The following is a 14502-nucleotide window of genomic DNA, read 5'->3' as shown; positions in this document are numbered from 1 at the left end:
AACGCAACCAGCCCGAAGGAAAACCCAGTACCCGAACGTTCGGCACCCGAGGAGACGCCCCGACGCGGCACCGACCCCACGCGCGGGGTCAGCTCCGCCGCCCCGCCACAGCAGTCGGGGGCCCTGCTCAGCGGTCCGCGCCGGCGAAGTGTTCGCGGACGAGCGACTGAACCACCGTCAAGTCCTGCGCCGCCAGCGCGTCCAGCAGAGCCAGGTGCTCGGCGGCGTCCGCCAGGAGGTCCGCCCGGCGCCCCAGCGGGTCGCCGGCGAGCAGGGGCCACTGGGAGCGACGGTGGAGGTCGTCGGCGACGGCGACCAGCTGGTGATTGCCGGCGAGGGACAGAATCGCACGATGGAACGCACGGTCCGATTCGGCGTACGCCGCCCGGTCGCCCGTGGCCGCCGCCGCAGTGGTGGCCTCCGCCAGCGGGCGCAGCTCGCACCAGCGGGCGGCCGGGACCGTACGGGCCAGGCGGAGCATGACCGGGACTTCGATCAGGGACCGCACTTCCGCCAGCTCGGCGAGTTCCGTCGCGCTGCGGACCGAGACACGGAAGCCGCGGTTCGGTACGACCTCCACCGCGCCCTCCAGCGCCAACTGCTGCATCGCCTCGCGGACGGGGGTCGCGGAGACCCCGAAGCGGGCACCCAGGGCGGGCCCCGAGTAGACCTCGCCGGGAGCCAGCTCGCCGGTGACGAGGGCGGCGCGCAGGGCGTCGAGGATCTGGCCGCGCACCGAGTGGCGCTGGACGAGGCGGGGGGCCGGGGGCTCGCTGTGGGTGTGCTCGCCGCGCGCCTGTTCCGGAACGCGCACGGAAGGCGGCGCCTGCACGGCGGCAGGCACATGTCCGTACGCCGCCTCGCGCGGCCTGCCCTGCTGTTCCATGGGGGTCCCTCCGGTGCCGTGTCCCATATGCACGATAGGCGGACGGGGTCACAGTTCAAACATCCGAATGATCGGGTAAGGTAAGGCTTACCTGCAAACGATCGCGATTCGGTGGTCCCCTGCATGACCGTCCCCGCCCTTTCCCCCGGCGTCGCCGCCTCCCCCGTCGCGGCCTCCTACTCCCGCCTCACGGAGGTCTTCCCCGGCCTGCGCGTAGACGAGCCGGCCGACGGCGAACAGGCACCCCGGGGCGGCGGCTGGGTCGGCGCCGCGGAGCTCGCGGCCGGCGGCGCCGCGCTCGACGCCTTCCTGGCCTGGGACAACGCGCAGGTTCTGCGCGACTACGGCCAGCAGGCCCGCCCCGACGTCGTAGCCAGCTTCGGCCTCCACCGCTACGCCTGGCCCGCCTGCCTCCTGGTCACCGTGCCGTGGTTCCTGCACCGCCGAGTGCCGCGCGTACCCGTCGAGGACGTCGTTTTCCAGCGAACCCTGGGGCGCATGGCCGTACGGGTGCGGGAATTCGCCTGTCTGCCGGGCGACCCGGCCGCCGCGCTGCCCGGCGCCCGCGTCGTACCGGACGAGGAGGCTCTTCGCGCCGAGGTGCGGGACGCCGTGGCCGAACACCTCGGGCCCGTGCTCGAAGGCTTCGGGCCGCGCATGCGGCGCGGGAAGCGCGCGCTGTGGGGCATGGCGACGGACGAGATCGTGGAAGGGCTCTGGTACATCGCGCACCTGCTCGGGGAGGAGCGGCGCGCCATGCGGGAGCTGGAGGAGCTGCTGCCGGGTACGACCAAGCCGTACGCCGGGACGGCCGGCTTCCGCGAGCTGACCGGGCCGAACGGCGAATCGCTGCCGACCCGCGACCGCGCGAGCTGCTGCCTCTTCTACACGCTGCGCCCCGAGGACACCTGCGTGACGTGTCCGCGTACGTGCGACGCCGAGCGTGTACGGAAGCTGAGTGAGGAAGCCGCGGCCACCGCGGCGTCCGCGGTCGCAGCAGTCTGACGGCAGGCCACCTCCACGCCACTGGCACGCCACCCGATCAGGTGGCATAAATCGAACTCAACCAGCCGACCCCGCACGGCGGTTCGACCAGATCGCACCTATTCGCGTGCCCTGGCACTCCCTTGGCGTTCTCTTGCACCGAAAGCCTCTTCGGGCCACTTGGATTCCGCCAATATGGCGCCCGATACGCCCTACCGCGATGCAAGGGACACCGCATGAGACTGACCGACATATCGCTGGACTGGCTGCTTCCGGGTGGCGTGATGCTCGCGGGGGTCCTGGCGGCGGTCGCGGTGCTCGCGCGCGGCAAGCGCGCCGGTAACAAGGCCGCGGCCGACGACTCCTGGGAACGTACGGAGGAGCGGCGCAGGCGAAAGGAAGCGATCTACGGGACCGCTTCGTACATGCTGCTCTTCTGTTGCGCCGCGGTCGCCGCCGCACTCTCCTTCCACGGCCTGGTCGGCTTCGGCCGGCAAAACCTCAGCCTCTCCGGCGGCTGGGAGTACCTCGTGCCGTTCGGCCTCGACGGCGCCGCGATGTTCTGCTCGGTGCTGGCGGTGCGCGAGGCCAGCCACGGTGACGCGGCGCTCGGTTCGCGCCTGCTGGTGTGGACGTTCGCCGGTGCGGCCGCCTGGTTCAACTGGGTGCACGCGCCACGGGGGATGGACCACGCAGGCGCCCCGCAGTTCTTCGCCGGGATGTCGCTCTCGGCCGCGGTGCTGTTCGACCGGGCGCTGAAGCAGACCCGCAGGGCCGCGCTGCGCGAGCAGGGGCTGGTGCCCCGGCCGCTGCCGCAGATCCGGATCGTACGGTGGCTGAGGGCGCCCAGGGAGACCTTCGGCGCCTGGTCGCTGATGCTCCTGGAGGGCGTGCGCACGCTGGACGAGGCGGTCGAGGAGGTGCGGGAGGACGTACGCGAGAAGGAGCAGAACCGTATCCGTCGACGCGACCACCAGAAGCTGGAGCGCGCCCAGTTGAAGGCCATCAACCGGCAGCACCGCGCCTGGGGGCGCGGCCGTGGCGGCGGCGGCCGGCAGGTCGGCGTCGTCGAGGTTGCCGCCATCGCTCCCGCTTCGGGCTCCGCACCGCAGCAAGCGGTCGCGGAGCCCGCCATAGCGGAACCCGGACAGCTGCCGCTTCGACAAAGGCCCTCCCTTCAGGCCGTGCAAGGCGCTGAAAAGGTGACCACCGTCGACCTCACCGCCGAGGACGACACGCAGGCTCTGCCACGGCTCGACTCGCTCGAACGCAAGCTCAAGGATCTCGAGCAGCAATTCGGCTGAGCGGCGGGGCGGTCGCGGGAGTCAGGGTGGTCGCGGTGGCGGGCGGGCTGTTACGCCCCCGCCACCGCCCATGTCCAGTTCGAACCAGACCACTTTTCCTACGCCCTGCGCCCTGACGCCCCACGCGTCCGCGAGCGCCTGCACCAGGACGAGGCCCCTGCCGTGCGTGCCTTCGTCGGTGACCGGTACGTGCGGCTGCGGGTGGCGGGCGACAAGGTCCCGTACCTCGACCCGGAGCCGGGAGGCGGCGACGGTGGCCGTGATCTCGGCGTCGTGCTCCGTGTGAACCAGCGCGTTGGTCACCAGCTCGGTGGTCAGGAGCTCGGCGACGTCCCGGCAGCTCCGCTCTCCCCGGTGCCGCAGGAATTCGCGCAGGGCGCGTCGTACCTCCGGAACCGCTGTGAGCTCCGCGTGCCCCAGTCTGCGCCGCAGATGAATGAGCTCCCCCTCCCCGTCCCGCTCCGCCGGTATGCCCGACGGCCCTCGCGCGGCGGCACCACGTCCGCCCGCCTGTTGCCCTGTCATAGCCCCCACCCGCACGCCGAATCGGCCCTCTCTCTCGAACTGGTTCACGGGATGCATGCCCCGTACGGGCAATGGCACTCATGTCCAATAGTCAATTAAGTGGTGTTGGGGGAATATCCGGATCTGGGCGGGGGCCCGCCGCCGGGGGTTCGAGGCCCAGCTCCGCGTTCAGGCCCAGCGCGAACGCGAGGTCCACGTCCAGGTCCGCACCGGCCTCGACCGTCGCACCGATGCCCCTCCCGGCCGCACCCGCCCCGGCACCCGCACCGGTCGTACTCGCCCCGCCGAACACCTCCGCCCCCAGCCCCCCGTCGATCCGCTCCCCCGCCCCCGGCTCCAGCACCAGCCGTCCGCCCATCGCGATGTTCGCGTCCCCCGGCGCCGTACGCGGGACGAGCCTCGCAGTGAAGCCGTTCAGCACGCCGAGCCGGGCGTCGGACCTGCCCTCCCCCACCTTGGCCGTAACGACGTGCGACTTGAGGTCGACCGCGAAGTCCTTGACGATGACGACCGCCCTGTCGCCCTTCGACAGCCGGACGCCGCCGTCGAACACGACCTTGCCGCCCAGCAGCTTTCCGCCCCCGTGCGCGATCCTGGCCCCCTCACGCGCCTTGAGTCCGACCCCGCCGGCGCCCAGCTGGACCGCACCGTCGACGGGGGCCACCGCGATGCCGTTCCCGGCCGGGCCGAGGGCCGGGCCCAGGTCCAGCCTCAGCAACCCGGCCCTCATCGGGGTGCCGGGCGCCGGGGCGCCGGCCTCGGCCCCGGGCGCCTTGACGGCGGGTGGCCCGGCCGCAGCGCCCAGGACCGAGGTGACCGCGTCCGGGACCACGGCGATCGCGGCGGGCGTGGCGATGACGACGGCGGCCGCGGCCACGGCGGAGATACGGCCGCGGCCGAAGCGGCGAGGGAGATACATGCGCGTCACAGGCCCTTTCGATGGCTGGGTTTGGCTCGGGGTGGCTAGCAGTCGGTCGCAGTGAAACCTTCCGCGACACGCCGCGTCCGCCCCGCCCCCGCGCGTCATTCCACCCGTACGGACCTACGGCCTCGGCACATTGCGCAGGTTCGAGCGGGCCATCTGGAGCATCCGCCCCACCCCGCCGTCCAGCACGATCTTGCTCGCCGACAGCGCGAAGCCGCTCACCATCTCGGCCCGGATCTTCGGCGGGATCGACAGGGCGTTCGGGTCGGTGACCACGTCCACCAGCGCCGGGCCCTTGTGCTTGAACGCGTCCTTGAGGGCCCCGGCAAGCTGCTTCGGCTTCTCCACACGCACGCCGTACGCCCCGCAGGCCCGCGCGACCGCCGCGAAGTCCGGGTTCTTGTTCGCCGTACCGAACGACGGCAGGCCGTCGACCAGCATCTCCAGCTCCACCATGCCGAGGGAGGAGTTGTTGAAGACGACGACCTTCACCGGCAGGCCGTACTGGACGAGGGTGAGGAAGTCGCCCATCAGCATGCTGAAGCCGCCGTCGCCGGACATCGCGATGACCTGGCGGCTCCGGTCCGTGAACTGGGCGCCGATCGCCTGCGGCATGGCGTTGGCCATCGAGCCGTGCGTGAAGGACCCGATGATGCTGCGCCGCCCGTTGGGCGTGATGTAGCGGGCCGCCCATACATTGTTCATCCCGGTGTCAACGGTGAACACGGCGTCGTCGTCGGCCAGTTCGTCGAGTACGGAGGCGACGTACTCGGGGTGGATCGGCACCCGCTTGTCCACCTTGCGGGTGTACGCCTTCACCACCCCCTCGAGCGCGTCGGCGTGCTTCTTCAGCATCCGGTCGAGGAACTTGCGGTCGGACTTCACCTTCACGCGCGGTGTCAGACAGGTCAGCGTCTCGCGTACGTCGCCCCAGATCGCCAGGTCCAGCTTGGAGCGCCGGCCGAGGCGTTCGGGCCGTACATCGACCTGGACGATCTTCACGTCGTCGTCGTGGGGGAGGAAGTCGTAGTACGGGAAGTCGGTGCCGAGGAGGATCAGCAGATCGCATTCGTGCGTGGCCTCGTACGCCGCACCGTAACCGAGCAGCCCGCTCATGCCGACGTCGTACGGATTGTCGTACTGGATCCACTGCTTGCCGCGCAGCGCGTGCCCGACCGGGGACTTGACCCGCTCCGCGAACTGCATGACCTGCGCGTGGGCGCCGGCTGTGCCGCTGCCGCAGAAGAGCGTGACCCGCTTGGCCTCGTCGATCATGCGGACGAGCTTGTCGAGTTCCGCCTCTCCGGGGCGTACGGCCGGACGCGAGGTGACCAGCGCGTGGTCGGCCGCCCGCTCCGGGACCTGCTCGGACGCCACGTCACCGGGCAGCGACACGACGCTGACGCCGCTGCGGCCGACGGCGTTCTGGATCGCGGTCTGCAGGACGCGCGGCATCTGCTTGGGGCTGGAGATCAGCTCGCTGTAGTGGCTGCACTCGCGGAACAGCTGGTCCGGGTGGGTCTCCTGGAAGTACCCGAGGCCGATCTCGCCGGACGGGATCTGCGAGGCGAGGGCGAGGACCGGGGCCATGGAGCGGTGCGCGTCGTACAGACCGTTGATCAGGTGCAGATTGCCGGGGCCGCAGGAGCCGGCGCAGGCGGCGAGCGTGCCGGTGATCTGGGCCTCCGCGCCGGCGGCGAAGGCCGCGACCTCCTCGTGCCTGACCTGGATCCAGTCGATGCCGGGGGTCCGGCGGATGGCGTCGACGACGGGGTTGAGGCTGTCGCCGACGACACCGTAGAGGCGTTGCACGCCGGCTTTCACGAGGATGTCGACGAACTGCTCCGCCACCTTCTGCTTGGCCATGGATGCGCGCGCCTTTCGGGAGACGGTCGGTCGGTTGTGCACGGTGCCGTGCCCTGCCGTGCCGAGTCCATCAACCCATGCGGTACGCCGTTACGCCTCCCAGACAGCCACCGCCGTGCGGTCGTCGGCGTACCCCTTCACCCGCAGACAGGTGTCCGCGAGGTACTCGGAGAGGCCGGGCGGTTCGACGGGGGCCCAGCGTTCGGCGAGTTCCTTGGCGAGGGCGGTCTCGCCGCGCAGGGGGTCGGCGAGGCCGCCGCTGCACAGGAGGAGGGTGTCACCCGGGCGGGCCACCGAGGCCCGGAAACGGAAGGGCTCGGTGGGCGGCGGGACGTTCTCGACGTACGGGGAGGGGGGCGTCGGAATGCCGAGATCCATCGTGAGGCGGTCGCCATCGGGGGTTTCGGACGGGACGGAGCCGAAGCCGCCGGACGGGGGCGAGCCGAAGCCGACGACGGGCGCGCCGGTGACGGCGGCGGGCTCGGGGACGGCGGGCTCGATGTCCTGCCAGGCACCGCCGCGCAGCCGGAACAGCCCGCCGCCGCCGATGCCGAAGAAGACCCTGGTCCGGCACGCGGGGTCGGCAGGCAGGAGGAGGCAGCGCAGGCTCACTGTGTACTGCTCGGGTCGCAGGCCGAGTTCGGACGCGCGGGCGCGCAGCTTGCCGTAACCGCGGTCGGTGAGGCGGTGCAGGCCTGACTTGAGATCGCCCCGGCGGCCCGCCCTTATGTCGTCGGCGAGGCGCGCGTGGCTGCGGCCGACGGCTTCGCCGATCCAACGGCAGGCGTCGGCGGCGGCCAGGTGGGCGCTGTCGGCGGCGCGGGCCCCACCGGCCACCACGACCAGGACGAGCGCGTCCTCGCCACGGCCGAAGCGGGCGGTGAGCAAGGCGTCGCGGCGGGGCTCGCCGCGGTAGCGGGCGGAATCGCCGCGGACGGAGGCGGCGCGCAGCGTGTACGTGCCGTACCGGGCTCCGTCGAGCACGGTGTCGGCGACCAGAGCGCCGAGCTCGCGCGGGTCGGCGGCGGGCAGCGCGGTGGGCTCGGCGTCATAGGTCGGCGGCCGGTCGCCGACATAGCCGGCGCGGGGGCGGCGACCCTGACCTCCGGGGACCCCGTCCCTGCCGCCCCCGACGCTGTCTGCGGGGGCCCCGGCGGGCGGGGTCAAGGGCGGCGTCCTGCTCCCTGGGGGCACGGGCTGTGGGTCGGCGTGCGGGGGCGCGGGGTGTACCGGCTGCGGAGGTACGGGCGCGGTGGGCGCGGGCCGCCGGGCCTCGGGAGGCGCTGCGGCGCCCCAGGGGGTGCGGGCGGTGCGGGCCTCTGGCGTTCCGTGGGACGCGGGGGCGGCCCCGCCCGGCCACCGGCGCTCGGGGGGTTCGGTGGGCGCGGAGGGCGGCTGGACCGGCGCCCGGCGGGCGGGCGAAACCTGGGGCACGTCGGGCGGCTCCCAAGGAGCACGCTGACGGGCGATGACGGGCGGCGACGAGGCTGCGGACGATGCCGGCGCCGGCGGTTCAGGCGCGGGCGGCGACGGCACGGACGACGCGGGCGGCGCAGGCGGCACGGACGGCGCAGGCGGCGCCGACGGCGGGTCCGGTGTGGATTGCGGTGGCTGCGGCTGGGTCGGTGGAGGGTGTCCGTCCGTTGCGGGGCGCGCGTGCCGCTGCTCCGCCACGCGCGCCGGTGGTGACAACGTGTCGGTTGCCGAGTCGAAACGGGCGTCCAGGGTGTCGTCGTCCCCCTGCGCGGCGCCCGTGTCCCGGGCGGGCTCGTCGTCGTACAGCCGGCGCCACCATTCGTCCTCGTTGGCGGTGTGCCTCTCCCCCTGCTGGCTCATGCCCCTATTGTCCACCGCAAGGGCCGTACGAAAACGGGGCATCAGGAAAAATAAGTCCGCCGGGCGGCCCCACCCCCCACGGGAGGGACGCCCGGCGAACGGTCTTTCGGCTGGCGCACGTCGTACGCGCGTCACCAGCTGGGTGACGGAGTTGCCCTCGTGTCCGTCAGCTCGGCCTTCAGCGTGACCGGCTTGCCCGCAGCCCCCGCGTGGTCCACCGTCGCGGCCCAAGTCCCGGCCTGCTGTGCGACCTTGGCGACCGACCAGGTCTCACCACCGTCGTACGAGTACGACAGCTTCGCCTCGGCGAGGGCACCCGGCTTGTATCCCGCGTGCCCGGAGACGCTCAGGCCAATCTTCTGGGCGTCAGTCTTGTCCCCGTCGTGTCGTCCTGTGGCCGGGCCACGGACGGCGCGACCGCGGTGACGGCGAGGACGGCGGCGGTCGCCGCCCCCAGTGCCGTGCGCGATATCGGGCGCATCGCTCTCCCTTGATGAAATCCGGCACTCAGCACAAAAGCGCTGCCGCCGGAGGCTGTTGGTGCTGCGGTGGCGCCACATTGGCAGAGTGACCGGTGGTGCAGGGATGATGCGTACGGCGGGTTTACGCCGTGGCCGCTTCCCGCCACGAGCCGGTGGGCAAGATCGGGGGGCGGGTGCGGAACCGAAGCGTCCGGGGAGGGGTGTGGAGGGGTGCTGGGAGCCATTGGTCTCGACGAGGCCCAGGAGTCGACGTACCGCGCGCTCGTCGCGCTCGGTGCGGCGGAGGTCCCCGACCTCGCGCACCGGCTGACGCTGCCCGAGGCCGATACGGAACGTGCGCTGCGCCGCCTGGAGCGGCGCGGGCTCGCGGCCCAGTCGTCGGCCCGTACGGGGCGCTGGGTGGCCGCGCCGCCGGGCGTCGCGCTGGGTGCGCTGCTGACCCAGCAGCGGCACGAGCTGGAGCAGGCCGAGCTGACGGCGGCGCTGCTGGCGGAGGAGTACCGGGCGGAGGCGGCCGAGCCCGCCGTGCACGATCTGGTCGAGGTGGTGACCGGGGCGAGCGCGGTGGCGCACCGCTTCGTGCAGCTTCAGCTCGGCGCCACCGAGGAGGTGTGCGCGCTGTTCACGGGGAATCCGATCGCGATCAGCGGCATGGACAACGAGGCGGAGGAGCGGGCGGCGACGCGTGGCGTGACGTACCGGGTGGTGCTGGAACGCGAGGTACTCCTGCTGCCCACCGGGATCGCCGAGCTGTCGGCGGCGCTGGGGTGCGAGGAGCAGGTGCGGGTGGTGGAGAAGGTGCCGACCAAGCTCGTGGTCGCGGACCGGACCACCGCGATGGTGCCGCTGACGGGGCGCGGCGCGGAGCCGGCGGCGCTCGTCGTGCACGCGAGCGGGCTGCTGGAGTCCCTGACCGGCCTGTTCGAGGCGGTGTGGCGGGAGGCGCTGCCGCTGCGGCTCGGGGCGGACGGCGCGGTGTCGGAGGAGGGACTTCCGGGCCCCGACGCCACGGATCTTCAGGTGCTGTCACTGCTGTTGGCGGGGATGACGGACGCGAGCGTCGCGAAGCAGCTGGAGCTGGGCCTGCGGACGGTGCAGCGGCGGGTGAAGGGGCTGATGGAAGTGGCGGGCGTGACGACGCGGCTGCAGCTCGGCTGGCACGCGTACGAACGGGGCTGGGTGGCCAGACGCTGACCGGCGCCGGCACGGCGTTCGCCCCCGGGCGGTCCCTCCGACCTGCGGCGACAGCCCGCGTCCCGCACGCTGGGAAGATGGGCGTGTGGCAGCTCCTCCTGGTCGGCACCGTCATGGTGCTCGGCCTGCTCGGCGTACTCGTGCCGGGTCTGCCGGGGCAGGCGATCGTCTGGGCGGCCGTCCTGTGGTGGGCGCTGGAGGACAAGTCGGTGCTCGCCTGGGGGGTACTGATCGGCGCGACGGCCCTGATGCTGCTCAACCAGGCGCTCAAACCCCTGCTGCCGGCCCGGCGCCGCCAGGAGTCGGGTGCCCCGCCGCGCACGCTCGTGGTGGGCGGGATCGCCGGGATCGCCGGCTTCTTCCTGCTGCCGGTGGTGGGCGGGATCGTGGGGTTCGTCGGGGGGATCTACGGGGTGGAGCGCGCGCGGCTCGGCAGCCACGGCGGCGGCTGGGCCTCGACTCGTACGGTCATGCGCGCCATCGGATACCCGGTGCTGGTGGAGCTGTTCGCCTGCCTGCTGGTGGTCGGCGCGTGGGCGGGTGCGCTGGTCTGGGGCTGAACTCGGTCGGGCGGAAGTCCTGGGCCGTCGTACCGATGTGCGGGGCGGGTCGCGCGTGTGAGGCTGACGTCATGACCGCATTCAGCGATGCCGAGCGCGCGTACCTCAAGACGCAGCGACTGGGACGGATGGCGACCGTGGACCCGAAGGGCAGGCCGCAGGCGAACCCGGTCGGCTTCTACCCGCAGGACGACGGGACGATCCTGGTCGGCGGCTACGCACTCGGTACGACCAAGAAATGGCGCAATCTCCTGGCGAACCCGAAGGTCGCGCTCGTGATCGACGACATCGTGAGCCTGAAGCCGTGGGCGGTGCGCGGGGTGGACATCCGGGGCGAGGCCGAACTGCTGGCGGGGCCGCACGAGCTGGGGCCGCACTTCAGCGAGGAGCTGATCCGGATCCACCCGCAGAAGATCCACAGCTGGGGTCTGGATTAGCCGGGTCAGTGGGCCGGCCCGGCTGTCTGGGCGTCCAGGGCGGCGCGGAGCCAGTCGTGGGCGGCGCCGAGGGTCGGTTCCGGCGGGCCGGACTCCGGACTGGACCGCGTACGGGACAGTTCGGCGGTGAGCTGCCAGTAGCGGCCGATCAGGGGATGCTCGATCTGCGCGAGCAGGCCGCTGAGGCGGCGGCGGAAGGCGGGAGTGTCCTGCGTGCCGTGTGAGCGGGCGTACGCGGAGACGAAGCAGTCGAGCGCCTCGCCCTCGTGCGGGGTCCGCTGGGCGCGCAGTTTCGCCGAGGCCAGCGCACACGCCTCGGTGAGACCGTCGTAGAGCACGTCAGGGCGGCAGCCCCCGTCGGGTTTCCGGGACACGGGCCGGCAGACATTGGGGACGTGGCGGGTGCCGGAGGCGAGGGCGTGCAGCCGGGCGAAGACCAGTACCTGGGCCGGGGCCGGGTCGGCCGGGGGCTGCGGAACCGTCCGTTCGAGGATCGTGGAGACCAGTCGGGCCGGGAGGCGCGCGGGCAGCACCCGACGCCAGAAGCGCGCCAGCGCGACTGTGCTGGGCGGGGTGGTCACGGCGCCGATCAGGCGCAGCCTGTCGGCGCGTTCCTCGGCGGTGCAGTCCCGGAGCAGCTGGAGTGCGGCCTCCCGCCAGCGCAGGGCGGCCAACTGGTTGCCGAGCTCCCGCAGTTGTCCGGCGACGACGTCTTCCAGCGCATCCTCCTGGTCGAGGATCCGGTCCACTTCGGGGACAGGCAGGCCGAGGGCGCGCAGCGAGCGGATCAAACGCAGCCGGTCGAGCGCCTCGGGGCCGTACCGGCGGTGGCCGCCGGCGCTGCGGACGGTTTCGGGCAGGAGACCACGGTCCGAATAGAAGCGGACGGTCTTGACGGTGACGCCCGCCTGTCGGGCCAGCTCTCCGATACTCAGCATGCCATCAGGGAACAAGACTTGAACCTCCCTCAGGGGGAGCTTCTACCGTACCGCTGAGCCACGGACGCCCTACGGGGCGGGCCGTGGGATGCGAGACGGTCGAGGAGGCGTTCATGACGGCGTTCGTGCTGGTGTCGGGTGGTCACACCGGTGGCTGGATATGGCGGGAAGTGGCTGAGCGGCTGCGGGAGTCGGGAGCCGAGGCGTACCCGGCGACGCTCACCGGGACGGGTGACCGCCGCCATCTGGCGGGCCCCGGAACGGACTTGGAGACACACATCGAGGACGTGGTGCAGCTGATCGACCATGTGGACGCACCGGAGGTGGTGCTCGTCGGTTATTGCTACGGCATCTACCCGGCGCTCGGAGCCGCCGAGCGGCGCCTGGAGCGTATCGCCCGCATCGTCTGTCTGGACTCGCCCATGCCGCAGGACGGTTACTCGATGCTCGACCAGGTGCGCGAGCAGATGCCCGACGCGGCGACCCGCGAGCGGGTGCTGAGGCAGGCCGAACAGGCCGAGGACGGCTGGCGGATCCCCTCGCCGTCACTTGAGGAGTGGCAGGCGTGGGGGAACCTCGCGGGCGTTTCCTCGGACGCGCTCGCACGGCTGGTGCGCCTTGCCTCACCGCAGCTGCTGGGCACGATCACCCAGCCGCTCCGGCTGTCGGGGGCGGCCCGCGAGCTGCCGACGAGCGGCATCTTCTGCACCGTCGGCGGGACGGCGGACATCGCCGCGGTCGAGGCCCTGGTGGCGTCGGGGGAACCGCTCTTCCAATGGCTGGCCGACCCCCGGGTGGGCTTCTTCGAACTCGCCACCGGGCACTGGCCGATGCTGTCCACCCCCGGCGAACTGGCCGATGTACTGCTCCGGGCGGCCAAGGGGGAGGGACACCGGCTGGCCACCGGCCGTGAGCCCGGGGTGCCGGGCGGGACGGGCGGGACGGGCTCGATGGCATAGGCGGTTCGGGGCGGGACGGGCCGGGGCAGTGCAAGGGGCTGTCAGGTTGCGGCGGCCCGCACCTGGCGCCCTGTGCGGCCGAGCGCCCGGGCCGTCCAGTGGTGTCGCACGGCGTACGACCGCCAGGGCCGCCAGCAATCGGCATCCGCCTCTCCGTCCGGCGCCACGTCCGGATCCCCGAGCGCCCGCATCCGGATCAGGCCGGCGGTCCTCGCGGTGATCCCCGGCAGCGCGCGCAGCGCACGCTCCGCCTCGTCGCGGTCCGCGCCGGGACCGAGGTGTACGACGCCGTCGGCGAGCGCGGCCGCCAGCGCCCGCAGCGCCGGGTCTTCGGCCCCGGTGAGGGAGCCGGGTTCGGGGAAGACGTGCGTCAGCGCTCCGCACGGCTGGTCGAGGACCTTCCCGTACGACTCGACGAGCCCGACCGCGGCTTCCCGGCCCACCAGCGCCCGTACGGCGAACTCGTCGGGGTCCGCGGCACCCGGCGAGCGCAGCCCCGGGCGGGCGGCGACCAGCGGCGCCAGGGCCGGGTCCGCCGCGAGCCGCTCGTCGACGGCGTACGGGTCGGCGTCCAGGTCGAAGAGCCTGCGCAGCCGCTGGACGGCGGTGGTCAGGTCGCGCAGGTCGGTGAGGTGGACGCGGGCCTCGAGCCAGCCGCTGTGCGGCGCCTCGTCCACGGCGGCGATGCCCGTTCCGTACGGCAGTCGCAGGGTGCGCCGGTACGTACGGGCGCCGGACTCGCCGAGCATCTCCTCGACGCGCGGCACGGCCTCGCTCGCGAGCAGGTCGAAGATCTCCCTGGCCGCGTACGCCCCGCGATGGGCGAGCCGCAACGGGATCCCGGCGGCGACGGCGGGCCCGGCGGTCGCGCGAGTGGCGGTGCGTGCGCCGGTGCCGGCGGTCTTGGTTCCGGATTCCGTCCGCAGGAGGCTGGGGGTGCGGGCGTAGATCTGGCGGATGGTGTCGTTGAACTGCCGCACGCTCGCGAAGCCGGAGGCGAACGCGATCTCCGTGACGGGCAGTCCGGTGGTCTGGAGCAGCACGCGGGCGGTGTGCGCGCGTTGGGCGCGGGCGAGTGCGACGGGACCGGCGCCCAGCTCGCCGTTCAGCTGCCGCTGCACCTGCCGGGTGCTGTAGCCGAGCCGGCCCGCGAGGCCCGGCACGCCTTCGCGGTCGACGATTCCGTCGCCGATCATCCGCATCGCGCGCCCGACGACGTCGGCGCGGGCGTTCCAGTCGGCGGATCCGGGTACGGCGTCGGGGCGGCAGCGGCGGCAGGCCCGGAAGCCGTTGCCCTGGGCGGCGGCAGCGGTCGGGTAGAAGCGCACGTTCTTGCGCTTGGGGGTTACGGCGGGGCAGCTCGGGCGGCAGTAGATGCCTGTGGTCGTGACGGCGAAGAAGAACTCCCCGTCGAAACGCGCGTCGCGGCTGGTCACCGCCTCGTACTTGCCCTCTTCGTCCATCACACCGTCCAGTGTGCGGCAGCGCCGGGTGGCGGGCTGGCGGGATTCGGACACGACGTCCGGGGGCCGGACGAAGTGCCCTGCGGGGCTTTCCCCTGTCCGCCCCTCTCCGGCTGTGACCTGTGCGGCTCCGCCGGACGGGC

The 14502-nt window shown here is 72.8% G+C and carries 13 protein-coding genes; 6 read left to right on the top strand and 7 right to left on the bottom strand.

What is annotated here, in order from left to right:
• Positions 1-127: 127 nt before the first annotated feature.
• Positions 128-886 carry a GntR family transcriptional regulator gene (locus AC1P0E_RS27080; protein ID WP_482744716.1) on the bottom strand — a complete coding sequence of 253 codons (759 nt, stop codon included), beginning with the start codon at positions 884-886 and terminating at the stop codon, positions 128-130.
• A gap of 123 nt (positions 887-1009) precedes the next feature.
• On the opposite strand from AC1P0E_RS27080, the gene AC1P0E_RS27075 reads away from it, so the two are divergent.
• Both AC1P0E_RS27075 and AC1P0E_RS27070 read left to right on the top strand, forming a co-directional pair.
• Complete coding sequence (locus AC1P0E_RS27075; protein WP_482744715.1) at positions 1010-1891, top strand: (2Fe-2S)-binding protein; 882 nt, start codon at positions 1010-1012, stop codon at positions 1889-1891.
• A 215-nt stretch (positions 1892-2106) separates the two neighbouring features.
• Entirely contained in the window at positions 2107-3174 is a 1068-nt protein-coding gene (locus AC1P0E_RS27070) for a DUF2637 domain-containing protein (protein WP_482744714.1), read from the top strand.
• A 21-nt stretch (positions 3175-3195) separates the two neighbouring features.
• On the opposite strand, the gene AC1P0E_RS27065 is transcribed toward AC1P0E_RS27070, so the two are convergent.
• The 4 genes from AC1P0E_RS27065 to AC1P0E_RS27050 all read right to left on the bottom strand — a co-directional run bounded on the left by AC1P0E_RS27065 (position 3196) and on the right by AC1P0E_RS27050 (position 8326).
• Positions 3196-3699 (bottom strand): ATP-binding protein, encoded by a 504-nt coding sequence (locus AC1P0E_RS27065; protein WP_482744713.1) that lies wholly within the window; start codon positions 3697-3699, stop codon positions 3196-3198.
• A 91-nt stretch (positions 3700-3790) separates the two neighbouring features.
• Positions 3791-4618: a hypothetical protein gene (locus AC1P0E_RS27060; protein WP_482744712.1), complete on the bottom strand. Its 828-nt coding sequence runs from the start codon at positions 4616-4618 to the stop codon at positions 3791-3793.
• A gap of 123 nt (positions 4619-4741) precedes the next feature.
• On the bottom strand, positions 4742-6490 hold the full coding sequence (locus tag AC1P0E_RS27055; RefSeq protein WP_482744711.1) for a pyruvate dehydrogenase: 1749 nt from the start codon (positions 6488-6490) through the stop codon (positions 4742-4744).
• A 90-nt stretch (positions 6491-6580) separates the two neighbouring features.
• Positions 6581-8326 carry a protein phosphatase 2C domain-containing protein gene (locus AC1P0E_RS27050; RefSeq protein ID WP_482744710.1) on the bottom strand — a complete coding sequence of 582 codons (1746 nt, stop codon included), beginning with the start codon at positions 8324-8326 and terminating at the stop codon, positions 6581-6583.
• Positions 8327-9018: 692 nt separating this feature from the next.
• On the opposite strand from AC1P0E_RS27050, the gene AC1P0E_RS27045 reads away from it, so the two are divergent.
• The 3 genes from AC1P0E_RS27045 (at position 9019) to AC1P0E_RS27035 (ending at position 10999) form a co-directional block, all read left to right on the top strand.
• Complete coding sequence (locus tag AC1P0E_RS27045; RefSeq protein ID WP_482744709.1) at positions 9019-10002, top strand: helix-turn-helix domain-containing protein; 984 nt, start codon at positions 9019-9021, stop codon at positions 10000-10002.
• Between the two features lie 77 nt (positions 10003-10079).
• A complete protein-coding gene (locus AC1P0E_RS27040) occupies positions 10080-10562 on the top strand; it encodes a DUF456 domain-containing protein (protein WP_482744708.1) in 483 nt (160 codons plus the stop codon).
• Positions 10563-10633: 71 nt separating this feature from the next.
• Complete coding sequence (locus AC1P0E_RS27035; protein WP_482744707.1) at positions 10634-10999, top strand: PPOX class F420-dependent oxidoreductase; 366 nt, start codon at positions 10634-10636, stop codon at positions 10997-10999.
• 5 nt (positions 11000-11004) lie between these two features.
• On the opposite strand, the gene AC1P0E_RS27030 is transcribed toward AC1P0E_RS27035, so the two are convergent.
• Positions 11005-11937 (bottom strand): helix-turn-helix domain-containing protein, encoded by a 933-nt coding sequence (locus AC1P0E_RS27030; RefSeq protein WP_482744706.1) that lies wholly within the window; start codon positions 11935-11937, stop codon positions 11005-11007.
• Between the two features lie 113 nt (positions 11938-12050).
• Here AC1P0E_RS27030 and AC1P0E_RS27025 point away from each other — a divergent pair, with 113 nt between their 5' ends.
• On the top strand, positions 12051-12896 hold the full coding sequence (locus AC1P0E_RS27025; RefSeq protein ID WP_482744705.1) for an alpha/beta fold hydrolase: 846 nt from the start codon (positions 12051-12053) through the stop codon (positions 12894-12896).
• Between the two features lie 41 nt (positions 12897-12937).
• Here the strand turns inward: AC1P0E_RS27025 and AC1P0E_RS27020 are convergent, their stop codons facing one another.
• Positions 12938-14359: a DNA-3-methyladenine glycosylase 2 family protein gene (locus AC1P0E_RS27020; RefSeq protein ID WP_482745914.1), complete on the bottom strand. Its 1422-nt coding sequence runs from the start codon at positions 14357-14359 to the stop codon at positions 12938-12940.
• Positions 14360-14502 lie beyond the last annotated feature (143 nt).

The organism is Streptomyces sp. TRD_SC_5 (assembly GCF_056836825.1).
The sequence above is the reverse complement of the archived record's forward strand: the minus strand, read 5'-3'. Positions and strand labels throughout refer to the sequence as shown.